This is a genomic window from Bradyrhizobium sp. STM 3557, from assembly GCF_045571465.1.
Classification (GTDB): Bacteria; Pseudomonadota; Alphaproteobacteria; order Rhizobiales; family Xanthobacteraceae; genus Bradyrhizobium.
The window spans coordinates 1350243-1370964 of record NZ_CP120697.1; the positions used below are offsets into that span (position 1 = coordinate 1350243).

Here is a 20722-nt window from a genome sequence, read left to right on the forward strand (position 1 = left end):
GCTTGCAAGAGCCGCGCGCTTGCCAGGCTGCGCGACGCCTTCGGCGATGAATCGTGCGTATGCACGCCGACCGACGCGCACGGGGCTGCGTGGCTCGCGCTGCTGGTCGCATGGACGCATGCGCTGGCCGCCCTTGAGTCGCCCAACAAGTCCCGCCATCGTGTCTCGACGATATGCTCCAGATGTCAGGAAAATGCCGCCCAGGATTTGCACGCAAGATGGTGGTGCGCGGCACTGGGCGATCGCGCGGCAGACCCAATCGACGAAGGCAGGCAGTCATGGCGGCAGCCATAGCACAGTGTGCGCAGCGTTTGCGGGAGCTTGAGCTCATGTCAGGCAGTGATCGATTGCTGCTGCACGCCTTTCACCCGGCGCGTGACATAAATTCACTTCCGTTCGTCGCCGAGGCTGAGCAGGTAGCTGGCATTGCTGTTTGTGCACTGTGAATGTGAAATGCCCTACCGGGCGAGGACAACACATTGTGCCAGCATCGACTTTCCTTCCGTCACCAACGAGGACATCAGCAATGAGCGACCGCACGAGCCCTTTGAGCCATGCCACGGGTGCACCCGTTGTGGACAACACGAACGTTCAGACGGCCGGCCCGCGCGGACCGGCTTTGCTGGAGAGCATCTGGCTGATCGAAAAGCTGGCGCATTTCGATCGGGAGGTGATTCCGGAGCGGCGGATGCATGCCAAGGGATGGGGGGCCTACGGGACCTTCACCGTCACCCACGACATCACGCGTTACACCAAGGCCAAGATTTTCTCCGACATCGGCAAGACGACTCCGATGTTCGCGCGTTTCTCGACAGTAGCTGGAGAGCGCGGCGCGGCTGATGCTGAACGGGACATTCGTGGGTTTGCGCTCAAGTTCTATACAGAGGAGGGCAACTGGGATATCGTCGGTAACAATACACCCGTATTCTTCTTCCGTGACCCGCTCCGCTTCTCCGACCTCAATCACGCCATCAAGCGCGATCCGCGCTCCGGGCTCCGATCGGCGGACAACAACTGGGACTTCTGGTCGCTGCTTCCAGAGGCACTACACCAGGTCACGATCGTAATGTCGGATCGCGGTATACCGAAGAGCTTTCGTCACATGCACGGTTTCGGAAGCCACACTTTTTCGATGATCAATGCCGCCAATGAACGGGTCTGGGTCAAGTTCCATTTCCGTACGCAGCAGGGCATCGCGAATCTCACGGATGCCGAAGCGGCCGATCTGGTCGGCCGTGACCGCGAGAGCCACGGTCGCGATCTTTTTGAGGCCATCGAAAGCGGCGACTTCCCACGCTGGACCCTGTTCATCCAGGTGATGACCGAGGCGCAGGCCAAGACGTTTCGGTTCAACCCGTTCGATCTGACCAAGGTGTGGCCGAAGGCAGAGTATCCGTTGATTGAAGTCGGGGTCATGGAGCTCGACCGCTACCCCGATAACTATTTCGCCGAGGTTGAGCAGGCCGCCTTTTCACCTGCCAACGTGGTGCCGGGAATCGGCTTTTCGCCCGACAAGATGCTGCAGGGGCGACTATTCTCCTATGGGGATACTCAGCGATATCGGCTTGGAATCAATTTCAACCATATCCCGGTCAACGCACCGAAGTGCCCTTTCATCAGCTATCATCGTGATGGAGCGATGCGCACCGACGGCAATCTGGGCGCTACACCGACCTATTGGCCCAACAGTAAGGGCGCATGGATGGATCGCGATACGAACCTAATCGAGCCGCCGCTGCCGCTCGAGGGCGATGCGACCTATTGGGATCACAGGGTTAACGACGATCACTATGAGCAGCCAGGCAATTTGTTCCGGAGCATGAGCCCGGCGCAGCGCACAATTCTGTTCGAGAATACGGCGAACGCCATGGGTGATGCTCGCATCGAGGTCAAGCAGCGCCACATCGCGAACTGTGCTAAGGCAGATCCCGAATACGGGGCCGGCATCGCCAGGGCGCTTGGTTTGACTGCGAATCTAGCTGCCGAGTAGATGATGCCGCGTCCAGCACTACGATGTTGGGCGCGGCACCACTGGTGCTAGATGGACTCCGTTGCTTCGCTCCCTCAATCCGGCGCGTATTCTGACGATGGCGTGGCGGCCGGCCTGAAGGTGCAGGTGGTAGGGATCACGCGGGCGTACCGGTGGGATCGCCGGTCAGAGCGACCGATTCTAGTGCCGCGGCGCCGACAACGGCTGAAAGCCATATTGCGACCGGTCCGCTCTGGCCGAGCTAAGCCCGAGGTGCGCGCAGTGCACGCACGGATGCCGAGCCGACAGCTGTAGGTATGCCCTCATACAGCTGGCAGCTTGATGACCGACAAATTGCAGCAGTGCTCAATTACGTGAGAAATAGCTGGGGGGCAGGCTCACCGGCCATTGAAGCGAGCGACGTTAGCCGAGTCCGCTCGGAGACCGCGTCCCGTGCTGACTGAGATCCGCATCGGTCTGTGCAAGTGTCAGTTGCAGGAGCGAAGGCCGACTGCGCGGTAGGACGTCGCTCGCTGGCATAGCGAAGATGATGCGGCTGGGCTGGTACGTGCGGTGCAATGTCGTAGCATTCCAAGACATGACCCTAAGTGTCTGCTTGACGCTCCGATCCGGCGTTCGGAGAGAACTGATGGTTGTCTATAAGACCTGTCATCCGTGCATAGCCTCCGACGATGTCGACGAGTTCCGCGGGTGTGATTGCATCCTCCAAGTGCTCGAAGCCGTTTGGTGCCCGCTCGGCCACGAGATCAAGGACGCGTTCGGGCCCGCCTCGACGATTGTTGCGCACGATTTCAGCAGTCTTGGGTAACCTCTCCGTCTCATAGGCTCTGAGCGCCACCTCGGGAGCCATTTCGGACAAGAGCTTCGCCAGGCATCTCGCGTCGAGAATGGCCTGCGCTGAGCCGTTCGAGCCGGTGGGATACATCGGATGTGCGGCATCGCCGAGCAGAGTCACCCGTCCTTGAGTCCACCACGGAAGCGGATCACGATCGCACTCCGGATACTCAAAAAAGCTTGGCGTGGCTCGGACAAGCGCCTCGACGTCAAGGAACGGTAGCCGAATCCGCTTTGCGAAGGGCAGCACGTCATCAAGTTTACCGGGGCGGGACCAGCCTTCACGGGGCGGTGGCGGAGTGGTGCTGCTCGCCACCTTACCGTTCACAATCCAATTTGTTAGCCGCGTTCCAACCGATCTACCTCTAGCGATTGGGTAGACCGTCAGCTTCGTCCTCAAGTCAGCCGCGATCATCATGGTATTGCCGCCTTCGAAGACAGGCCATTCGACTGCTCCGCGCCATAGCTGGCTGCCCTGCCATCGAACGGCGCCTTCTGTCGGATGAAGCAGGGACCGCAGCACCGAATGAATCCCATCAGCACCTACCAGCACACACCCACGCTCGTCCGCATCGGTGCGGTCGGCACGCCTGAAGCGCGCGGTAACACCGCCATGATCCTGATCAAAGCTCTTCAATCGATGACCGGTACGCAAGCTTCCTGCAGGCAACCGTGCCTGCGCAGTTCTCCAAAGAACACCATGGAGCTTGCCGCGATGGATGGACAGTTGCGGCATGTCATGTCCGCCCCAAAGACCGCACTTGCCTGTCCATATGCGTTGGCCGAGGTGGTTCATATATCTCAGTTCGCGCGTCCGAATGGCCAGCTCCTCAAGTTCTCCGAAGATACCGAGCGACATGAGCACGCGTGCGCTGTGCGGAAGTATATTGATCCCAACTCCGATCTCGTGGACTTCGGTGGTGGCCTCAAAGACCATGCAGGCAATGCCAAGCTGATGCAGCGATAATGCCAATGTTAGTCCACCGATACCCCCGCCAGCGATGATAACGGGTTGGTTCAGGTGGACGCGTCTGTCCTTTCTTGGTGGGGAAGGGGCAGCTTGCTCGTTAGTCGTCTTCATCGAAGAAAAGGGCATCGATCGTTACTTCGCGGGCATACGTGCAGCACGTGGCCTGTCGGCCATTTTTTGCGACAACTGGCCGATCTCTCGGACGATCTCACCTCGAGTGTCGATCATGCGGAACTGCTGGGCCATCCGGGAAGCGCGTCGACGGTACCTTTCGGAATCGAGAACTGTCCGGACGGCATTGCGCAGGGACAGTGGGGTCGGCGTGTTTGTTTCGAGATTGATTCCTACCTCGAACCACCCCACACGCATGTTTACGTCGGCCTTGTCTTCAGTGAGCCCGGCGCAAACCAAAGGAACACCAAAGCTCAGGGCTTGGTTGACGCTGCCGTACCCACCGTTCGTGACAAAAACGTCGGCCCTGGGCAGGATCCACTCAAATGGCAGATAGCTGGCGAGGCGCGCATTCCGCGGGATGGGCCCCGGGATGTCTGCGACTGGCCGCCCACCCGCGGTGACGACGACGAGGATGTCACGCTCCTCGGCTAGCGCGGCCAGGGTCGGCGCGACCAAAAGGTTGAAGTCGTGATTTGCCACTGTGCCCTGAGTGACGAGAACAACTTTTCGGGTGCCATCCAAATCATCTGCCCATGGTGGTATCGGCGCCTGGTTCGGTATGATGGGCAGAGAGCCGATGAAATTCACCGAGCTCGGCAGCGACCGGGGAAATTCGAAGCTCGGCACCGTTAGCTGCCAATACGTGTCGGCGAGCCTGACCATCGCTTCAAATGGCGGGGTCGCAAGCGGTCCAACGCCTAGTGCTTCAAGGCATTGGTTCAATCGCCTCGCAAGCGGCTGATGAACGATTCTGTCGTGTTCCCGAATGGTTGCGGCATGTTCGCCCGGGCTTGCCGCAGGTAGCAAGCCGAGAAAGTCGGGGACTCCGTCTTCGCGCGGCCAATGCAGGATGGAGGTACCAAAGCAGACGATCGGAGGCCGCGTCGATGCGGGGCTGAGGAGCGTAGGCAGCAGCCCCAAGAAGCAGTCGTCTCCGATAAGGATGTCGGCCGAGATCTCTTGCAGCATCCTTTGCAGTCCATGATGCTGTGCAGGAATGTTGTCGACGAACAATCTTTCGATGATGACGCGCAGCAGCTCCAGCCCAGGAGGCAGCGTCTTGAACTCGAGATATTTCGAAAAAGGATCAACGACGTCCTGATCCGCACTGGCGGGAATCGGACGGAATGTGGCTCCGATCGCCTCGACGCGTTTTTGGAAATCGCGCCCGGTAAACGCAAGAACGTCGTGCCCCTCGGCCACGAGGATCCTGGCGATCCCAAGCATCGGATTCACGTGCCCTGGCGCGGGCGTAGTGGCGATGACGATCTTCATTGATGTTGTTTCTCCTCGCAATACGAGCGAAGCGGCTACCAAGTGTGAGACTGCAGTCGAACTGAATGCGCCACGATAATCCATGAAAAACTTGTTTCAGCTCGATGTCAGATCGATTTGATCGCGCTACGCTTGTCACGATTATGAGGTTTCAAGTAGCGATCACGTAGCATTCACGGGGTTATCGAACGCGTGCGTCGCTTGCGCCACTGGCGGCGCTGCCGTTGATGAACTGAGTGTTGGATTCGACGCAGCCCGTGGCCGCGGGCGATACCATCGATCATTGATATGCGCGCCATCTGGCATGCGAAGGCACCGGACAGCCGCCGATGTGCAGCGCCCTAATAGAGAAACTGAAAGATCTTCACTCCGCTACGAAAGAAGGTAGATCTAAAAGGCCAACCTAGTGCCGGCTTCTTGCAGCGTGAAGGAGCCTGCGATGATTGAGCTATATCGTTTTCTGTTGCAACAGCACCACCGGTTGCGCACATTTCAGCTCTTCGGACGGATGCTTGCAGCGAGCCGGTGATCAGCCTCTAAGCGAAACTATAGCAAAACAGATGCTGTTTCAAATGCAATCAAAATCCGGGAGTTAGTAGTCAGCTCGTAGCGATTCCGCTTCATTATGAGCGTTGGTGTGAACGAGCCGATGAGCGTGCGGGAAAATCGGGTGGGGTCATTATCGTTAGTCAGACGTAAGGTTGCATGCGATCGATTGCGGTACACCAAGGTGCGCAACGATCGAGTTTATCGCATGGACGTGACTTGCGTTTTGATTACCGCGCCCGCCAACCTGATAGGTCTGCGAGGCGTCTCGTCCGCCTCTCTCAAGGTCAATAATTGTGTGCGAGGGTAGTCGGCGATGATTCCAGACATCTTGAAACGAATAGAGGGCTATAAGCGGCAAGAGATAGAGATGGCCAAGCGCACACATACCCCGGCGGAAGTGTTGTCGCTCGCCCGGTCGGCTTCGTCCCCCAGAGGGTTCATTTCAGCGATTCGCAAGAAGCACGCCGCTGGCGAATATGCGTTGATTGCGGAAATTAAGAAGGCGTCACCATCCAAAGGTCTCATCCGGGAGGAGTTTAATCCAGAACTCTTAGCGCAGGCCTATGAAGCTGGTGGGGCCGCCTGCTTATCTGTCTTGACGGACAAACCGTCATTTCAAGGTGAGTTGGCGTTCATGGTTGCGGCGCGTGCAGAAACAGACCTTCCGGTACTTCGCAAAGATTTCATGTTCGATACCTATCAGGTGGCGGAGGCACGTGCACACGGTGCGGATTGCATTCTGCTAATCTTGGCCGCGCTCGATGACGACGATGCGAGGAAGCTTGAGGCAGCGGCATTCGATTTGGGTATGGACGTGCTGATTGAAGTGCACGACCGTGCGGAGCTTGACCGAGCGCTCCGTCTTAACTCGCCAATGATCGGCATTAATCACCGTAACTTACGAACCTTCGAGACGACGCTCCAAATTAGTGAGGACTTGGCGCCGCACATCCCTAAGGATCGCCTGATTGTGGGCGAAAGTGGAATATCGGATTCGAACGATCTCATGCGCCTGTCGCGCATTGGCATATCGACCTTTCTGGTCGGAGAGAGCCTGATGCGGCAAGCCGATGTGACTGCAGCGACTCAAAGTCTTTTGAGGGGGGCTGGAAGCCCCGGACACTGACTGCGTCGGAGTTGTGGCGGAGCCGGTGAAAATGATGGAGCTCCCGCAGCGACTGGCTCAAGAGTGCGTCGCTCGGGAGGCTCGCAAGCTCCGAGATCGCAGAGCCTCAATATACCCTGCGGATGCCAGAGGGGCATTAGAGAGTGAACGATTGCCGGATTGACTACGGTGCTAACCAAGCAACTGGAACAAGCCGTTTCGTGCAGCCATGGCAGACGTTTGACGGCGCAAGCAGCCAGCAGTTGACATGCATGGTCGTTGAAGACGACGAGATGATGCGAAAGCGGGTATGGAATTACCGAGGAGAGGATGGTGTTCGAACCATTTCGGCATCGCGGCGGGAGGAGGTGATCGGGATCCTTGCGCGACGCAAACCGGACCTTATCGTTCTCTTCTCCGCCTTGGACAGGAAGATGGCCTCGACCTGCTCCGGGATTTAAGAGTGCAGTCTGATGTGCCGGTCATCATCATCACGGGTCATCGGCGAGACGAGGCTGGTCGAGTGATGGGGTTGGAACTCGGAGCTGACGACTACCTGACCAAACCATTTGGCTTGAGGGAGCTCCTTGCCCGGATCAAGGCGGTCATGAGGCGCCGAGATGAAGGATCAATACCGACACAGCGGGATAGACAGAAGGGCCTCTGGCGTTTTGGTCAGTGGCAGCTCGACCGGCAAACTCGTCGCCTGACCGAATCCTGTGGGGCGAGGATCGCTCTCTCCAAGGGCGAGTGCGCGCTTCTAACGGCTTTCCTTGATGCTCCGCAGAGGCCGCTCTCTCGGGTGTGTCTTTTGCAGGCGACACGTCTCCACGATGATATTTACGACAGGAGTATTGACGTCCAGGTGTTTCGACTGCGCCGCAAACTTGAGTCGGATCCGAGTGGGCCCTCGATTATCCGGACGCAACGAGGCGTCGGGTATATCTTCACATTGCCGGTAGAGCGGCTTTAAGCGGACGTAAGAGGAAGCCGCTTACGAGTCGCTCACCTGGACCGAGAGTTGCCAAGCAGGCTCCCGTTGTTGCCGGTCAACGAATGTATCGGCAAGGCACGGGGCAACAAAAATTGGAGAAATCCAGCTGTTATGTGCAGGCGGATCTGACCGGTGTTTCGCGCAAGCTGACAAGCCAATGGCGGAGCGGGGGGAGCCGCACGATTTCAGCTCTCTGTCGGCGCGGGATATGAGAAGGATGCGCCGTAGGATGGTATGTGTGAGAGGAAATGGCGGGAAATCTGAAGGGTGCGCCAACTCTTTGCGGCAGGCTCGGCCTGCGCATCCCGCTCGTGAACAGTCGTGTGTGAAGCTGGCCTGGCAAATAGCGATGATTTCGGGGGAACGAACGAACTTCGATTATGCGGTCGACCCTGGTTATGAGTTCAACTGCGACGGCAGCATGGTGCAGCGGGCTCATTCGTCGGCTGCTGTTTTTTCACTTCCATTGATGCGCAAATAACTCAAATTATGAGTGAATTGGTCATGTCAGCGTTCTCGCTGACGAAATGCTTGGTGCTTTGGTTTAGCAGTTCGCGTCCGGCATGGTTGCGCGGACGTGCCACACTGCTTGCTGAGGTAGCCAACGTGGACCTGGTCGGAGCCGGCTTTGACGACTTTACAGCGGAGCAGCGGAGCACTGTTGAAGCGGCTTACCCGCGTTCGCCACAATTCGCGGAAGGCTTCTTGCAGGTCCTTTACGACAGTCTCAAGCACCGCCCTGAGACGACCCAAGCCACAGGTTTTGGCCTACAAGGACCCAGAATTCCGCCGCAGGGATTTCAGCAAGCTGATGCAGATGTCGCGCTGGGTTACGGGACATTGGCCGAGCTGTCGGCTGCGAAACGCGGACAAGCCGTTCAACTCTGACCTCGAGAGCGGCGCTGCGTCGCTTGGTGGTGCACCATGAGCGGTGAGCTTCGGTCATGACACATGCGAGTTCCTCTGGACCAACAAAGGAGACCACTCATGCCCGAGATCATTGCAGGAGTCCGCTTGCCAGACAGTGCCATCGCGCGCGCTGCCACACAGCTCGTCCGCGACACCGAGGACGACCTGCTCTATAACCACAGTCTCCGCGTTTTCCTGTGGGGAGCGCTGACCGGAATGCGACGCGGGCTGAAGGTTGATCACGAGCTACTCTATCTCGGCGCCATGTTCCACGACATGGGACTGACGGAGAAATATTCGAGCCCCAACCTCCGTTTCGAGGTAGACGGCGCCAATGCTGCACGCGACTTCATGATGAGCTACGGCGTCCCGGAACGCGATGTTGAGGAGGTCTGGACTGCGATCGCGCTGCACACGACGCCGGGCATCCCCGAGCACATGCGTCCGATGGTCGCGCTGGTCACAGCTGGCGTGGAGATGGATGTGCTAGGCATCGCGTATCACGACTTTACGCCCGAGCAGCGGCAACACGTCTGCGATCACCATCCACGTGAGGCGAACTTCAAGGAAAATATAATCGACCACTTTGCTCGCGGCATCGTCAAGAAACCCCTGACCACGTTTGGTAACGTGAAAGCTGATGTTCTGGCGCTGAAGGACATGAATTATGTCCGCCAAAACTTTTGCTCGATCATTCTTGGTTCAGCTTGGCCAAACTAACCGGTGTACCGAGAGTACTACGACAGTCGTCGTAAGCGGGGCAGAGTTGAACATTTGAATTGAGGCTAACGCTAACAAGCGCGGCACCATACGCTTCGCTTGAATGGACTGTGGCCGGAGGCGGCATTGGATTGCGTTGAGGCAGCATCCCATTGTTCCGCTTAGGCTTAAAGCGACACAACGGTTGTATCTGGATCGAATCCATATCGATTACGTGTGCATGGTGCATCGCAATTGCGCTTTCTTGGTGCTTTTAAACGGTAGCGCGCAACCGCATCTAGGTGGGAAAGGAGATGCCGGTATGGTACTGCGAGCTATTCTCGGCACAGCGCACGCCGTCCTGATAGATTCTTCACTAGTGCCCGCAGCTGCCGACGGCGTCGGTGCAAAGTTCGCTGCGGGCTGTGCCGGCAGATGTTTTCCATTGTTCCTGGAAAATCTTCGGCGGTAGTTCGGCGCACGTAGATGAGCGGCGGAGGCCAGTCACATTTGGCACATCGCAGAGTGTGCCGCCCTGAAATCGTCCAGAAGCGCTCAGCCCACCAGACCAGTTTCTCGGGTGACCTCATGCTCTTTGTGTTTAGGTGCCTGACGAGCGGAACTCGGCGACGTGGAGATCGCGGTCAGAATGATGCATGGCCGTATAAGGCAGCCGTCAGCTTCGGACCGCGCCGCAAGTTGCTGTGGACGGAGCGCTCGAAGAACACAGACCCCGCGACTGGATGATCTTTCACACGGAAGCAAATGTCGATCTTGTCCCGCCTGTTTGCGCTTCTTGCGTTAGCATCGCTCCCTGCCATCGCAATCCAAGCGTACCATGAAACAAGCCTACGGCGCGCGCGCTGGGTCGAAGTACAGGATCAAGCGCTCAGCCTCGCGCAGCTCGCTGCGAAAGAGCAGGAACAGATAGTTCAAGGCATTCGCCAGGTTCTCATTGCGCTGTCGGAGCTGCCTGCCATAAAGTCGAAGAATAGCGAGGCCTGCAATGCTGCGCTCGCCGGAATGAAATCACGGTTTCCAGCCTTTCTTACTTTCGTGGTTAGCGATCTGAACGGCCAGCCGTTCTGTGATACAAACCGGGATCGAGAAGCCGTCAATGTTGCCGGCCGCGCATACTTTGCGAACGTGTTGAAAACCGGCGCGTTTACAGTCGGACAATTCTCGATTGGACTGTCCGTTCGGCAGAAATTGATTCAGTTCGCGCTCCCCTTCCTTGACGAAGATGGTCAAATAGCTGGCGTCATTATCGCGCCTCTAGGGCTCGACTGGCTGGGCAATTACATCGCGCGAGCGGGGGTACCAGAGGGAGATGCGCTAGCCATCACCGACCGAGATGGAACCGTTCTCGCCCGCTATCCTGAAAATGACCGTTTCGTCGGTAAGAAACTCAATTTTGTTGAGGCAGATAAGCCAAATTGGGAGAACCTCGCAGCTGATCTGGTGGATGCCGACGGAGTGGAGAGAATCGTGGGCGTCTCGATGGTCGAGCCAGGAGGGCTCCACGTCAGCTATGGTCTCAACAAAAAGAAGGCCTTTGGCGAGATTCAACGTCGTACTCGACGCGACATCTTCCTGATCGCCATGAGCAGTCTATTGGTGTGGGTGATGACGTTGCTCGGGGCCCGACAATTCATCCATCGACCCCTGGAATTATTGGTCGATGCAGCGAACCAGTGGCGCCTCGGCGATTATAGCCGCCGTGTAAACATCCGAGACCGATCGGAAATCGCGAGCGTAGCTGGTGCATTTAACGCCATGGCTGCGGCCTTGGAAAGCCGGGAACGTCAATTTTCTGATGCGAAGGAGAAGGCCGAAACCGCTGCTGCGCGTCTCGCTATGGTTTTCGAAAGCACAACTGATAGCGTTGTTATCGCCGATGCCGACTGGCGTATCAGCTTCTTCAACCAGAGAGCCTGGGACGACATCAAAGAAGGCCGTGAGCTGATCGGCATGGATCTACGCGAAGCCATTTTCGGTGACCATGACGAGGAGACGCTGGCGCAGCTTCAGGCCACCATGTCGGATCGTCGTCCAGCGGTCTTCGAAGCGCATTGTAGGCGTCGCGATGCTTGGTACACCGTCAATGCGTTTCCGTCCGGCGAAGGAATTGGCATTTTCTTCAGAGATATTACGGAGCACAGGCGGGCCGTGGACGCACGCCATCATATGGAAGAGCAGCTTCATCAGAGCCGGAAGATGGAGTCGGTCGGACAACTCACCGGCGGTGTTGCCCACGACTTCAATAATCTGCTCGCCGTAGTCTCGGGGAATCTAGAGCTCATCGAGGATGTAGCCGACAATAGTAAGGTTCGCCGGCTCGCAGCAGCGGCAAGACGCGCCACCGATCAGGGAGCGAAGCTCACTACGCAGCTGTTAGCCTTCTCTCGCCGACAAAAGCTCGACCCTAAATTGCTTGATGTCAATGTGCTGATCTCTGAGTTCGAGGGGCTTATTCGCCAGGCGATCGGCGCAGGATGCGAGCTGAGGCTGAAGACGGATGAACAACTGTGGCGGTGCACGGTCGATCCCTCCCTGCTGGAGACAGCGCTCCTCAATCTGGCATTGAACGGCCGCGACGCGATGCCGTCCGGCGGTGTGCTTCAGATCGAAACGCAAAACGTCGTGCTCGAGGAGGGAGCCGTCGCCGGATGTCCGCCCGGATCATATGTGAGGCTGTCTGTCGCGGACACCGGGCACGGCATGCCGCCTGAGGTGCGAGATCGGATTTTTGAGCCGTTCTTCACAACGAAGGAGGTGGGCAAGGGCACTGGTCTAGGTCTCAGCATGGTTTATGGCTTTGTCCGGCAATCAGGCGGATATATCAGCGTTGAAAGCGCGCCAGCAGTAGGAACCACTGTTACTGTATACCTGCCGAAAGCCACTCAGCAGGAACTCGATATCAATGTGGAAATCGAGCGGGCACGAGCCGTGCCAGGAGGGTCTGAGCGCATTCTCCTGGTTGAGGACAATGAGGACGTGTTGGAGGTCACTTCGGAGATGCTGACCACGTTCGGCTATCTGGTTGTCTGTGCCAAAAATGGAAGTGAGGCCATCCGACTTCTGGAAGGCGATCAGGAATTCGATCTTATGTTCAGCGACGTGGTCATGCCGAGCGGCCCGAATGGTGTCGAGCTTGCCCGCGAGGCTAAGCGACAGAAAGGCAAGATGAAGATATTGCTTACATCAGGTTATGCTGGAGACGTTCTCCATCGGCACGGGGCGGTCGACGAGTTTCCGGTTATCTATAAACCGTTTCGTGTGTCTGAATTGGCTCGACGATTACGGTCCGTGCTGGAGGGGATGGATGAGCAGACGAAAGCTGCGACTCAACCAAGTGAATGATCTGACCCGTGACGTCTGGACGGAGTGCGTTCAGGGGCAGGTCGAGCCAACAACGCCGATAAGGAGCTGTCATTCTCGGTCCGCAGCGATGGGCTGCCGCCGTTTCGCCCATTGGGTCTCCAGTTCCAAATTGCAAGCCAATCCGGCATTCGTGCGGGCTCGATTGCCGGCGGGATTCGAACCGCGGAACGGCGTTTGTTGGGTCCGATCAAAGAATCGGTCGACTGCTTAAGTCGGTGAGATCGTCTCTGACGCCTATCAAGCCGCCGATACCTGTGAGCGTGCAGCGATTGTCGGCTTTCGGACCGAGATCGTTGTTGGCAGCTGGGTGCCGGTTCAGTCACCGCTCGGGCGAAGCTGCCCGCACGTATGGCGGTTCGCTAATCCTCCTAACTGGATCATTCATTCTGAAAACGACTGAAGCTCCATGCGCGTCCGGCTGCGACGTAATGGCATAACTGTTGCGATCGTAGCTTCGGGATAACGAGCCGGCCGTGACGGCGAAAAGCTACACGGCGACAAGTGGCCCGAGCGACCTTCCGTTGCATCAGAAGTAAGCTCCTCTTCCGGGAATTTACTCCGCTACGACTGGCCGTAGAACATGAAATCGCAAGCCGGCTTTGTGATCACTGCTCTTGCCTCTCCGAGCAAGTGAGATCGAATAAAATTGGAGCAGTTCATGGCCAAAACCATGGTCGCGGCACAGGCGGAGCGATGGGCTCAACGATAGCAGCAAAAAAAGCCGTGGCGAGCTAGGCCGGTGCCGGAGTGTCCAAGCGATCGCAGCCTATTGCAGGCAATGAGGGATGCTGGTGTCAAGAGCGGCTGCCACAATCGGTAGCGGGGAAGGAGATGAACACCGCTTCCAACAACAGACGCGGCAAAAGAGAAGGCCGCTTTGTGCCTAGAGGTGAGCGCCTGCGAGTCGGCAAGGTGCATCGTGACGGTTTCCTTGGGCAAATCTGTGAGAGGCGGGACGCCCGGGAAGATGCCGGCAGATGTGCGCGCGGCTAACGAGGTACGCGGCAGAAGATCTGCAGCGCCATCCATTGGTCATGCGTGTTTCACTCGAAATTAGTTCGATCTACGCGCAACGATCCGAGTCAGAAGCTCGCGTCGTCGCGGCGATGAGAAATGATACGTAAGCCTGTTTCGTATGTCGCAATCTAACTACACGGAAACATCTCGTTTGGTTGACCGTAAATGTGTCCGGCGTAACCAGCTTTGTCTGTCGTATGATGGTTATCAATCGATAAAAGGTGTCACGCATGTCGTGCCGCATTAGCTGGATGATCAGTGAATGGGTCCCGCGGCGGTCGTGCGATGACGCATGACGGGAGCGCAGGGGCGCGTGGACCGTCTCATAAACTGGAGAGATCTGAATGATGTCGATACGGGGCCTGTTCCTTGGTGCGGGAGCAGTGGGATTCACCGTGGCGGGGGCGCAAGCTGCGGATCTGCCATTGAAGGCCAAAGCGATTGAATATGCCAGGGTGTGTTCGCTTTACGGCGCCGGTTTCTATTACATTCCCGGCACGGGTACTTGCATCAAGCTGGGCGGCTATCTTCGTGCCGAAATCGGCATTCAGACCAACAGCAACTACAACGGAGCCTACAGCGGCCCCGCCGGAGCCAACAATCGCCTGAGCAATGCTGCTCAGTGGCGTGCGCGGGAGGACCTCAACCTCGACACGCGCACGGCGACTGAATACGGAGTGGTACGTACTTATTTCGAAGCCTATTTCACGTGGAGCTCCGGGACATTTACCGGCGTCGGCAATGGTGGAACTCAATATTCGACTGGGGCGGCAAACTCAAGCGGCCTCACGTCCGTCAACGGGCTTAGCAATGACGGCATTAACGGCGGGTCTCTATCCGTGCCCTACGCGTTCATCCAGTTTGGCGGCTTCACGATGGGCAAAGCGGTATCTCAGTTCGATGCGCCTTGGACCAACTATCCCAGCAACAATTTTGACGGTCTAGTCGGCGGTGGGGGCGACATCTACGGAGTCAATCAGTTTACCTATACCGCCGACTTCGGCCAGGGCATATCGGCAACGATTTCGGCGCAGGACTCATCAGCTTACTTCACTACAAATATCTGGAACACCGCGGGCATTTCGGCGGCTGGCGTGTTGGGTGGCAGCTATGGCGTGAATGCGATCGGCGGCACTGTGTCGCCTGACATCGTGGGCATGGTTCGCATCGATCAGGCTTGGGGATTGTTCCAGGCGTCGTTCGCGGCGCACGAGAACCACGCGGCGTATAACGGCGCAACCGAGCTTACCGGCCATCCCGACGACAAATGGGGCTGGGCGGCTCAGTTCGCCTTATCGATCAAGAACATTCCGACCGGGCCAGGCGACGTCATCAACATCCAGGCCGTCTACACCGACGGTGCCAGCCGCTACAACTTCCAGAGCCAGGCTGTTACCTCATATTCGATGTATGGCGGTGCGGGTAGCCTCGGCTATGCGGGCGTCGCTGATGCGGTGTTCGCGCCCGGAAATGGCCTCTCGACGGTGCAGACGTGGGGTATGCGGGGCGCTTACACCCACAACTGGAACGCATATTGGAATACGGCTATCTATGGCGCCTACGCCGCGGTAGAGTATGAGAGCACCGGTAGCTCGCTGATCTGCTCCGGCATCGCGGCGAACGCTCCCACTCTGTTGACGGGCGGAGCCACCTGCAATCCCAACTTCAACATCAGCCAAGTCGGTCTAATCACGCGCTGGACGCCGGTCAAGAATCTGACCGTTTCAGGTGAAGTGACGTACACTCATCTTGACCAGAAATACGATGGCTTTGCGAGTGTGCCACAGGTCTCCAGCGTCGCCAAGCCGGCGGGCATCTATCAATTGAAGGATCAGGATACGGTGAGCATGCTGCTGCGTGCTCAGCGTAACTGGTGATGCTGCAATAACGTTAAACCTCCAGCAGTTCCACGGACCTCCGGCGATGCCCCGCCGGAGGTTTGTGCTTGTGAGGTGAGGAGATCTACACCCCGCCGTCGATGCGACGCCTCAGTGGCAGGCATGGCCGGTGGCGCTCGCGACGTGGTCGTAACCCGTGCCGATTCAGAGCGAAGACATCTAGCCGGGTTGGGCGATTGCGCGCCGGCATTCGGCAACGTCGGGATTAATGTGCGGCCGGAGCAATCGAACATCTAGAGTCGGGCCGGTCTACGGATCGTTGGCCAGCAAGGGCTACGGATCGCTCGCCGAGGAAGACCAGAGTGGCCTGCAGCCAGCGATCATACCGAAAGGCAGACCTTCGAGGCGTTAAGCGGAAGCGTCCTCTCGACTTCCGAACGATCGATCCGCGCTGCGGAATTGCTGCTATAGATCGCAACAGTTACTGCTTCGAGCAGATCTCGTATGCGCTGATAGCAGCCTCAAAGCCAATCTGCGCTTCGTATGAGGGGGTGATGACGGCCAAGCGATTGAACGCGGGTTAGTGTTTCAATCGAGGAGCGTGGTCAATTCCGCACCCTCGTCCGCGACCACGACGGCGATCAGTTCGGCTGGCTCTGTATTGCTCGCATTGGCTGACACGAGATGTATCGCGCCAGGCGGTTCAAAGAACGTTTGTCCGACCACGAACGTCTCCACCGGACCGCCGCGCAGCTGCGACCGGATCTCTCCCTTTGTGATGTAGGCGGTCACCGAGCCGCCATGCCGGTGCGGCGGCGTAAAGCCGCCCGGTCCATAGCTTACTCGGACGACTGTGACCCGCTTGCCGGGGACATTCGGCAAGGCGTGCGAGGTGATCACCTCTACCTTGTTCAACGATGAGTTGGATGAGGACATTTCGGCGCACAGCGGTGCTGGGAACCCCGGGTTTGCGGTCATCGCCAGCAACAGGGGTTTGGCGAGCGCCACCGCACAGGCGAGGCCCGTAACGACAGCAAGCATGAACCGATGCCCGTCTCGTTCGGCGAAAGGGAGCGCGGTCTGGATTGCGGTGCGCATTGGTTGCTCCTTGGTCAGTTTGAGAGGTTCGGGGTGAACACGGAAAGCGGGGCCGGATCGCGGCTTGGTGGCGGTGGCACCTTCCCATCGATATCGGTGAAGCCGTATTCAGCGGCAAGCTCGGAGGCGAGCAGGATCTGTCCGCTCTTGGCCATCACGCCGGGATCACTGGCGAGCGCGGCCACTGCACGTCCGGCAAAGATTGGAGTCTCGCCGCGCTCGGCTATCAGCTTAGCCAATGCGGGCGGCACCCGGTCGGGCTGCGCTGCAAGTTTCTCGCTCTTGATGTAGCCAGGCCAAATGGAAACCGCGGCGATGCCGAAAGGCTGCAGTTCATGTGCCATGTCGCGTGCCATCCGATCGACTCCTGACTTTTGCACGCCGAAGGGAACATTGAACGTGTATCGGACACCTCCGCCAGACGACGTATTGACGATGAGGCCGCGTTTTTGTGGCAGCATCAGGGGGACCGCGTGTTGGCTTGCAACGAAATGCGAGCGGAGGCCGACCCGGTGCAAAGTGTCCCATATTGATGTCGGGATCTGCCAGAAGGGGACATTCACGGGCATCACGTCGGGCGACGCAAACACGTTGTTGACCAGGACGTCGAGATGGCCGTGGTCGCGCCGGACGAACTCGAAGACTTCCTTCACCGACGCATCGTCTGAGTGATCGCAGATCAGGCCAATGCCTCGGCCGCCGGCCGCCTCGATCGCCGCGATGGTCTCATCAAGAGAACCGGGCCAAGATCCTGCACCGTCGCGGGTGCGCGCCGTGACGATCACCGTCGCGCCCGCTTCTGCGAGGCCGATCGCCACTCCCTTTCCGACTCCGCGGCTTCCTCCCGTCACCAATGCAACGCTGCCCTTTAGGCGCCCCTCAGTCATGCCACCCCCTGATTTGCATTCCAGTAAGAGATCTTGACAGAAATCTTCCGAGGAAGATAATAGCGCCAAGACGTCAAAGGCGTCAACAAGGGAGCGCTTTCGCGATGGTCACCAAGGAAGAGAATGAATTGTTGTGCCGCGTCACGGGTGACGCCCCCATGGGACGCATGCTGCGGCAGCATTATTGGTTGCCGGCCGTTCTCTCGGTTCGCGTGCGCAAGGGAGAGGCGCCTGTTCGCGTCAAACTATTCGGCCGCAACTTCGTGGCCTTCAGAGGCAAGGACGGGACTGTCGGGTTTCTCGATGAGGCTTGCCCGCATCGGGGCGCCTCTCTTGCGCTAGCACGTGTCGACGACTGCTCGCTGACCTGTCTGTTCCACGGCTGGAGGATCAGAGCCGACGGTGATGTGCTGGACGTCCCCAATGAGCCGAACAACCCAAGGGAGTTCGCCAAGACCGTCAAGGCGAAAGCCTATCCGACGCGGGAGGGGGCCGGACTGATCTGGGTCTGGCTCGGGGAAGGCAAGGCTCCGCCCGCTCCGGACTTTGAATGGATGGATCTGCCGCCTGACCAGGTTTACGCAGCTGGCATCGAACTCCATGCGAACTGGTTGCAGGGCGTCGAGGCCACCATCGATTCCTCGCATGTGGCGCTGCTGCATCAGAGTTGGACCGCGACGTCGTCGACCGATTTCGGCGCGACACGGGTCAACACTGAAGTGAGCTATGAATTTGAGAAGAAGCGCTATGGCTTCCGTGCCGCCGCGCTGCGCACCGCGCCGGACGGAGCACGCCTGGCCAGGGTCACGGAATTCGTGATGCCCTATTACGGATTGATCGCGCCGATCTATTCCGGCCCGCAGCAGGATCGCACCGCGATCATCGCGGTGCCGATCGACGACGAGAACCTCATCCAGTGGTATATCTATTACAATCCGGAGAAGCCCGTGGATTCCTGGCGCAAGGTGCAGCGCGCCAATCAATGGCCGATGGCCGGCGGCCTGCCAGGTGATCAAACCAACAATTGGGGACAGAACCGCCAGATCATGGATGCCGGCAACAGCACAGGCTTCCATGAGATCGTCATCGAGGATTTCGTCGTGATGGTCAGCATGGGCCCGATCGTGGACCGTTCGCAGGAATATCTCTGCTCGGCAGACCAGGCAATCGTAAGGGTCCGCCGCCAATTGCTCGATGAAGTGCGCGGCTTCATGGAGGGCAAGGCACCCAAGAGTGGCCAGTGCGAGACCATGTCCTACAAGGACATTCGCGCGGTCGGTGGCCGGCTTGCGTCCGCCTCCGACGATTGGCGGCAGATTCCTCGTTGATCGAATCGGAAATCGGGGCGCCGACCTTTGTGTTCGCATCCATTCTTCAGCCTTGGTCCAGGAGAACCCATCCCATGACTTGGCAACATCTATGCGCCGTCTCAAAGCTGTTCGAAGGCGAGCCGCGTGGCTTCAAGGTCGGCGACCAGCGCGTTGCGCTCTACAAGATCGATGACGAAATCTTCGCCACGGAGGACGTCTGCTCGCATGCATTTGCTCTGCTCTCCACGGGGTTTCTCGAAGGGCATGTAATCGAATGTCCCCTGCACGGGGCGATGTTCGATGTCCGCAACGGCAGATGCCGGGCAGGCGCTTACAAGGACATCAGGGCGTTCAAGGTCGAAATCCGGGATGGCGAGATCTATGTAAAGCTCGAGGGCGTCGCTGCTCCGGAAGCCCACCGTCACGGCGATGTGGACGTCAATCCGTGAGTGGCCTCGTCGTGATCGGCGCGTCCTATGCCGGCGTTCAGGCAGCTCTCACGGTGCGCGAGGCCGGCTATTCCGGGCCGGTGACGGTAGTCGCCGATGAAGCAGTGCTGCCATATCAACGCCCGCCGCTATCGAAGGATTTCCTACTCGGAGAGACCACCGCGCAGGGGCTACTCATGCGGGACGAGGCCATTTTCACCGGCAGGCGGATCGACCTGCTCCTTGGGCGTCGCGTTGTCGAACTCGATCGCAATGCCGGCCGGGTCGTGTTGGCGGGAGATGCAGTCCTGGACTTCGATAGCCTCGTCATCGCCACGGGCTCGCGCGCGCGTCCGATCACGATTCACGGGGCTGAACTCGACGGGGTCTGCTATCTTCGATCGATCGCCGATGCGATCGATCTCAAGGCACGGCTCGACCGGGCCAGCGAGATCGTCATCGTGGGCGGCGGCTTCATCGGCCTCGAGGTGGCTTCCTCGGCGATCAAGCTCGGCAAGCGCGTAACGGTGATTGAGGCTGGATCCCGATTGCTCGAGCGGGCGGTATCTTCCGTCGTGTCGCGCTTCCTCCTTGACATTCACGTCCAAGCAGGCGTCGCGGTGAAGACGAACGCAGCCATTTCCGCAATCCTCGGAGCCGGTAGTCGAGTTGCAGCGGTCGAACTGGACGGAGGCGTTCGCCTCGGCGCGGACCTCGTCGTCGTGGGCATTGGCGGCATTGCCAATGATGATCTCGCCGTTGCCGCAGGGCTCAAATGTGCCAATGGCATTATGGTGGATCAGTATGGCCGAACGGCATGCCCAGGGATCTATGCCGCCGGCGATTGCGCTATTCATTACAGCCGGTTTGCAGGGGGGTGGATCAGGTTGGAGTGCGTTCAGCACGCGCAGGATCAGGGAAGGGCTGTCGGGCTCGCCGTCGCGGACAGCCGCGAGCCCTACGACAGTGTGCCGAGATTCTGGTCGGATCAACACGATCTCAGGCTTCAGACCGTTGGCCATGCCGCAGGCAGCGATCGGATCGTGATCCGCGGCGCTATCGACGCCGGCCGGTTCTCCGTGTTTCACTACCGGCAGGACAAGCTGGTCGCGGTCGACAGCATCAACAATCCGGGCGATCAGATGCTGGCGCGGCGCCTGATCGCCGCCGGTATTTCCCCGGAACCAGACCAGGTGAAAGACATTTCATGCGATTTGAGATCCTTTCTGAAGAATAGGCAGTAGGCTCTTGTGGAGTGTTG

14 protein-coding genes are annotated in these 20722 nt (G+C 58.5%); 10 read left to right on the forward strand and 4 right to left on the reverse strand.

All coding sequences use genetic code 11. The features are described 5' to 3' along the window. Positions 1 to 526: 526 nt before the first annotated feature. Positions 527 to 1990 carry a catalase gene (locus P6U24_RS06075; RefSeq protein WP_407158270.1) on the forward strand — a complete coding sequence of 488 codons (1464 nt, stop codon included), beginning with the start codon at positions 527 to 529 and terminating at the stop codon, positions 1988 to 1990. Between the two features lie 583 nt (positions 1991 to 2573). Here P6U24_RS06075 and P6U24_RS06080 read toward each other — a convergent pair. Together P6U24_RS06080 and P6U24_RS06085 are read right to left on the reverse strand one after the other, a co-directional pair. Next, entirely contained in the window at positions 2574 to 3797 is a 1224-nt protein-coding gene (locus P6U24_RS06080; protein WP_407158271.1) for a flavin-dependent oxidoreductase, read from the reverse strand. Positions 3798 to 3926: 129 nt separating this feature from the next. Further along, positions 3927 to 5243 carry a glycosyltransferase gene (locus tag P6U24_RS06085; RefSeq protein WP_407158272.1) on the reverse strand — a complete coding sequence of 439 codons (1317 nt, stop codon included), beginning with the start codon at positions 5241 to 5243 and terminating at the stop codon, positions 3927 to 3929. Positions 5244 to 6108: 865 nt separating this feature from the next. On the opposite strand from P6U24_RS06085, the gene trpC reads away from it, so the two are divergent. The 6 genes from trpC (at position 6109) to P6U24_RS06115 (ending at position 15777) form a co-directional block, all read left to right on the forward strand. Next, entirely contained in the window at positions 6109 to 6918 is an 810-nt protein-coding gene (gene trpC / locus P6U24_RS06090; RefSeq protein WP_407160797.1) for an indole-3-glycerol phosphate synthase TrpC, read from the forward strand. Between the two features lie 289 nt (positions 6919 to 7207). Next, positions 7208 to 7870, forward strand: a complete 663-nt coding sequence (locus P6U24_RS06095; protein ID WP_407158273.1) for a winged helix-turn-helix domain-containing protein — start codon at positions 7208 to 7210, stop codon at positions 7868 to 7870. A 525-nt stretch (positions 7871 to 8395) separates the two neighbouring features. Further along, the gene (locus tag P6U24_RS06100) at positions 8396 to 8779 is read left to right on the forward strand and encodes a hypothetical protein (RefSeq protein ID WP_407158274.1); all 384 of its coding nucleotides are present in this window, start codon (positions 8396 to 8398) and stop codon (positions 8777 to 8779) included. Positions 8780 to 8878: 99 nt separating this feature from the next. Beyond that, positions 8879 to 9520 carry an HD domain-containing protein gene (locus P6U24_RS06105; RefSeq protein WP_407158275.1) on the forward strand — a complete coding sequence of 214 codons (642 nt, stop codon included), beginning with the start codon at positions 8879 to 8881 and terminating at the stop codon, positions 9518 to 9520. A 744-nt stretch (positions 9521 to 10264) separates the two neighbouring features. Continuing rightward, positions 10265 to 12862 (forward strand): ATP-binding protein, encoded by a 2598-nt coding sequence (locus tag P6U24_RS06110; protein ID WP_407158276.1) that lies wholly within the window; start codon positions 10265 to 10267, stop codon positions 12860 to 12862. A 1382-nt stretch (positions 12863 to 14244) separates the two neighbouring features. Next, on the forward strand, positions 14245 to 15777 hold the full coding sequence (locus P6U24_RS06115) for a porin (RefSeq protein ID WP_407158277.1): 1533 nt from the start codon (positions 14245 to 14247) through the stop codon (positions 15775 to 15777). 549 nt (positions 15778 to 16326) lie between these two features. On the opposite strand, the gene P6U24_RS06120 is transcribed toward P6U24_RS06115, so the two are convergent. Both P6U24_RS06120 and P6U24_RS06125 read right to left on the reverse strand, forming a co-directional pair. Then, positions 16327 to 16836, reverse strand: a complete 510-nt coding sequence (locus P6U24_RS06120) for a cupin domain-containing protein (protein WP_407158278.1) — start codon at positions 16834 to 16836, stop codon at positions 16327 to 16329. Between the two features lie 14 nt (positions 16837 to 16850). Beyond that, positions 16851 to 17654, reverse strand: a complete 804-nt coding sequence (locus P6U24_RS06125) for an SDR family NAD(P)-dependent oxidoreductase (RefSeq protein ID WP_407158279.1) — start codon at positions 17652 to 17654, stop codon at positions 16851 to 16853. A 173-nt stretch (positions 17655 to 17827) separates the two neighbouring features. Between P6U24_RS06125 and P6U24_RS06130 the strand changes: the two genes are divergently transcribed. The 3 genes from P6U24_RS06130 to P6U24_RS06140 are packed head-to-tail and all read left to right on the forward strand — an operon-like array spanning position 17828 to position 20705. Beyond that, the gene (locus P6U24_RS06130; RefSeq protein WP_407158280.1) at positions 17828 to 19051 is read left to right on the forward strand and encodes a Rieske 2Fe-2S domain-containing protein; all 1224 of its coding nucleotides are present in this window, start codon (positions 17828 to 17830) and stop codon (positions 19049 to 19051) included. Beyond that, on the forward strand, positions 19048 to 19482 hold the full coding sequence (locus tag P6U24_RS06135; RefSeq protein ID WP_407158281.1) for a Rieske (2Fe-2S) protein: 435 nt from the start codon (positions 19048 to 19050) through the stop codon (positions 19480 to 19482). The genes P6U24_RS06130 and P6U24_RS06135 overlap by 4 nt, the downstream gene beginning before the upstream one ends. Beyond that, positions 19479 to 20705 carry an NAD(P)/FAD-dependent oxidoreductase gene (locus P6U24_RS06140; protein ID WP_407158282.1) on the forward strand — a complete coding sequence of 409 codons (1227 nt, stop codon included), beginning with the start codon at positions 19479 to 19481 and terminating at the stop codon, positions 20703 to 20705. Before P6U24_RS06135 ends, P6U24_RS06140 begins: the two co-directional genes overlap by 4 nt. The last annotated feature ends 17 nt before the right edge of the window (positions 20706 to 20722 follow it).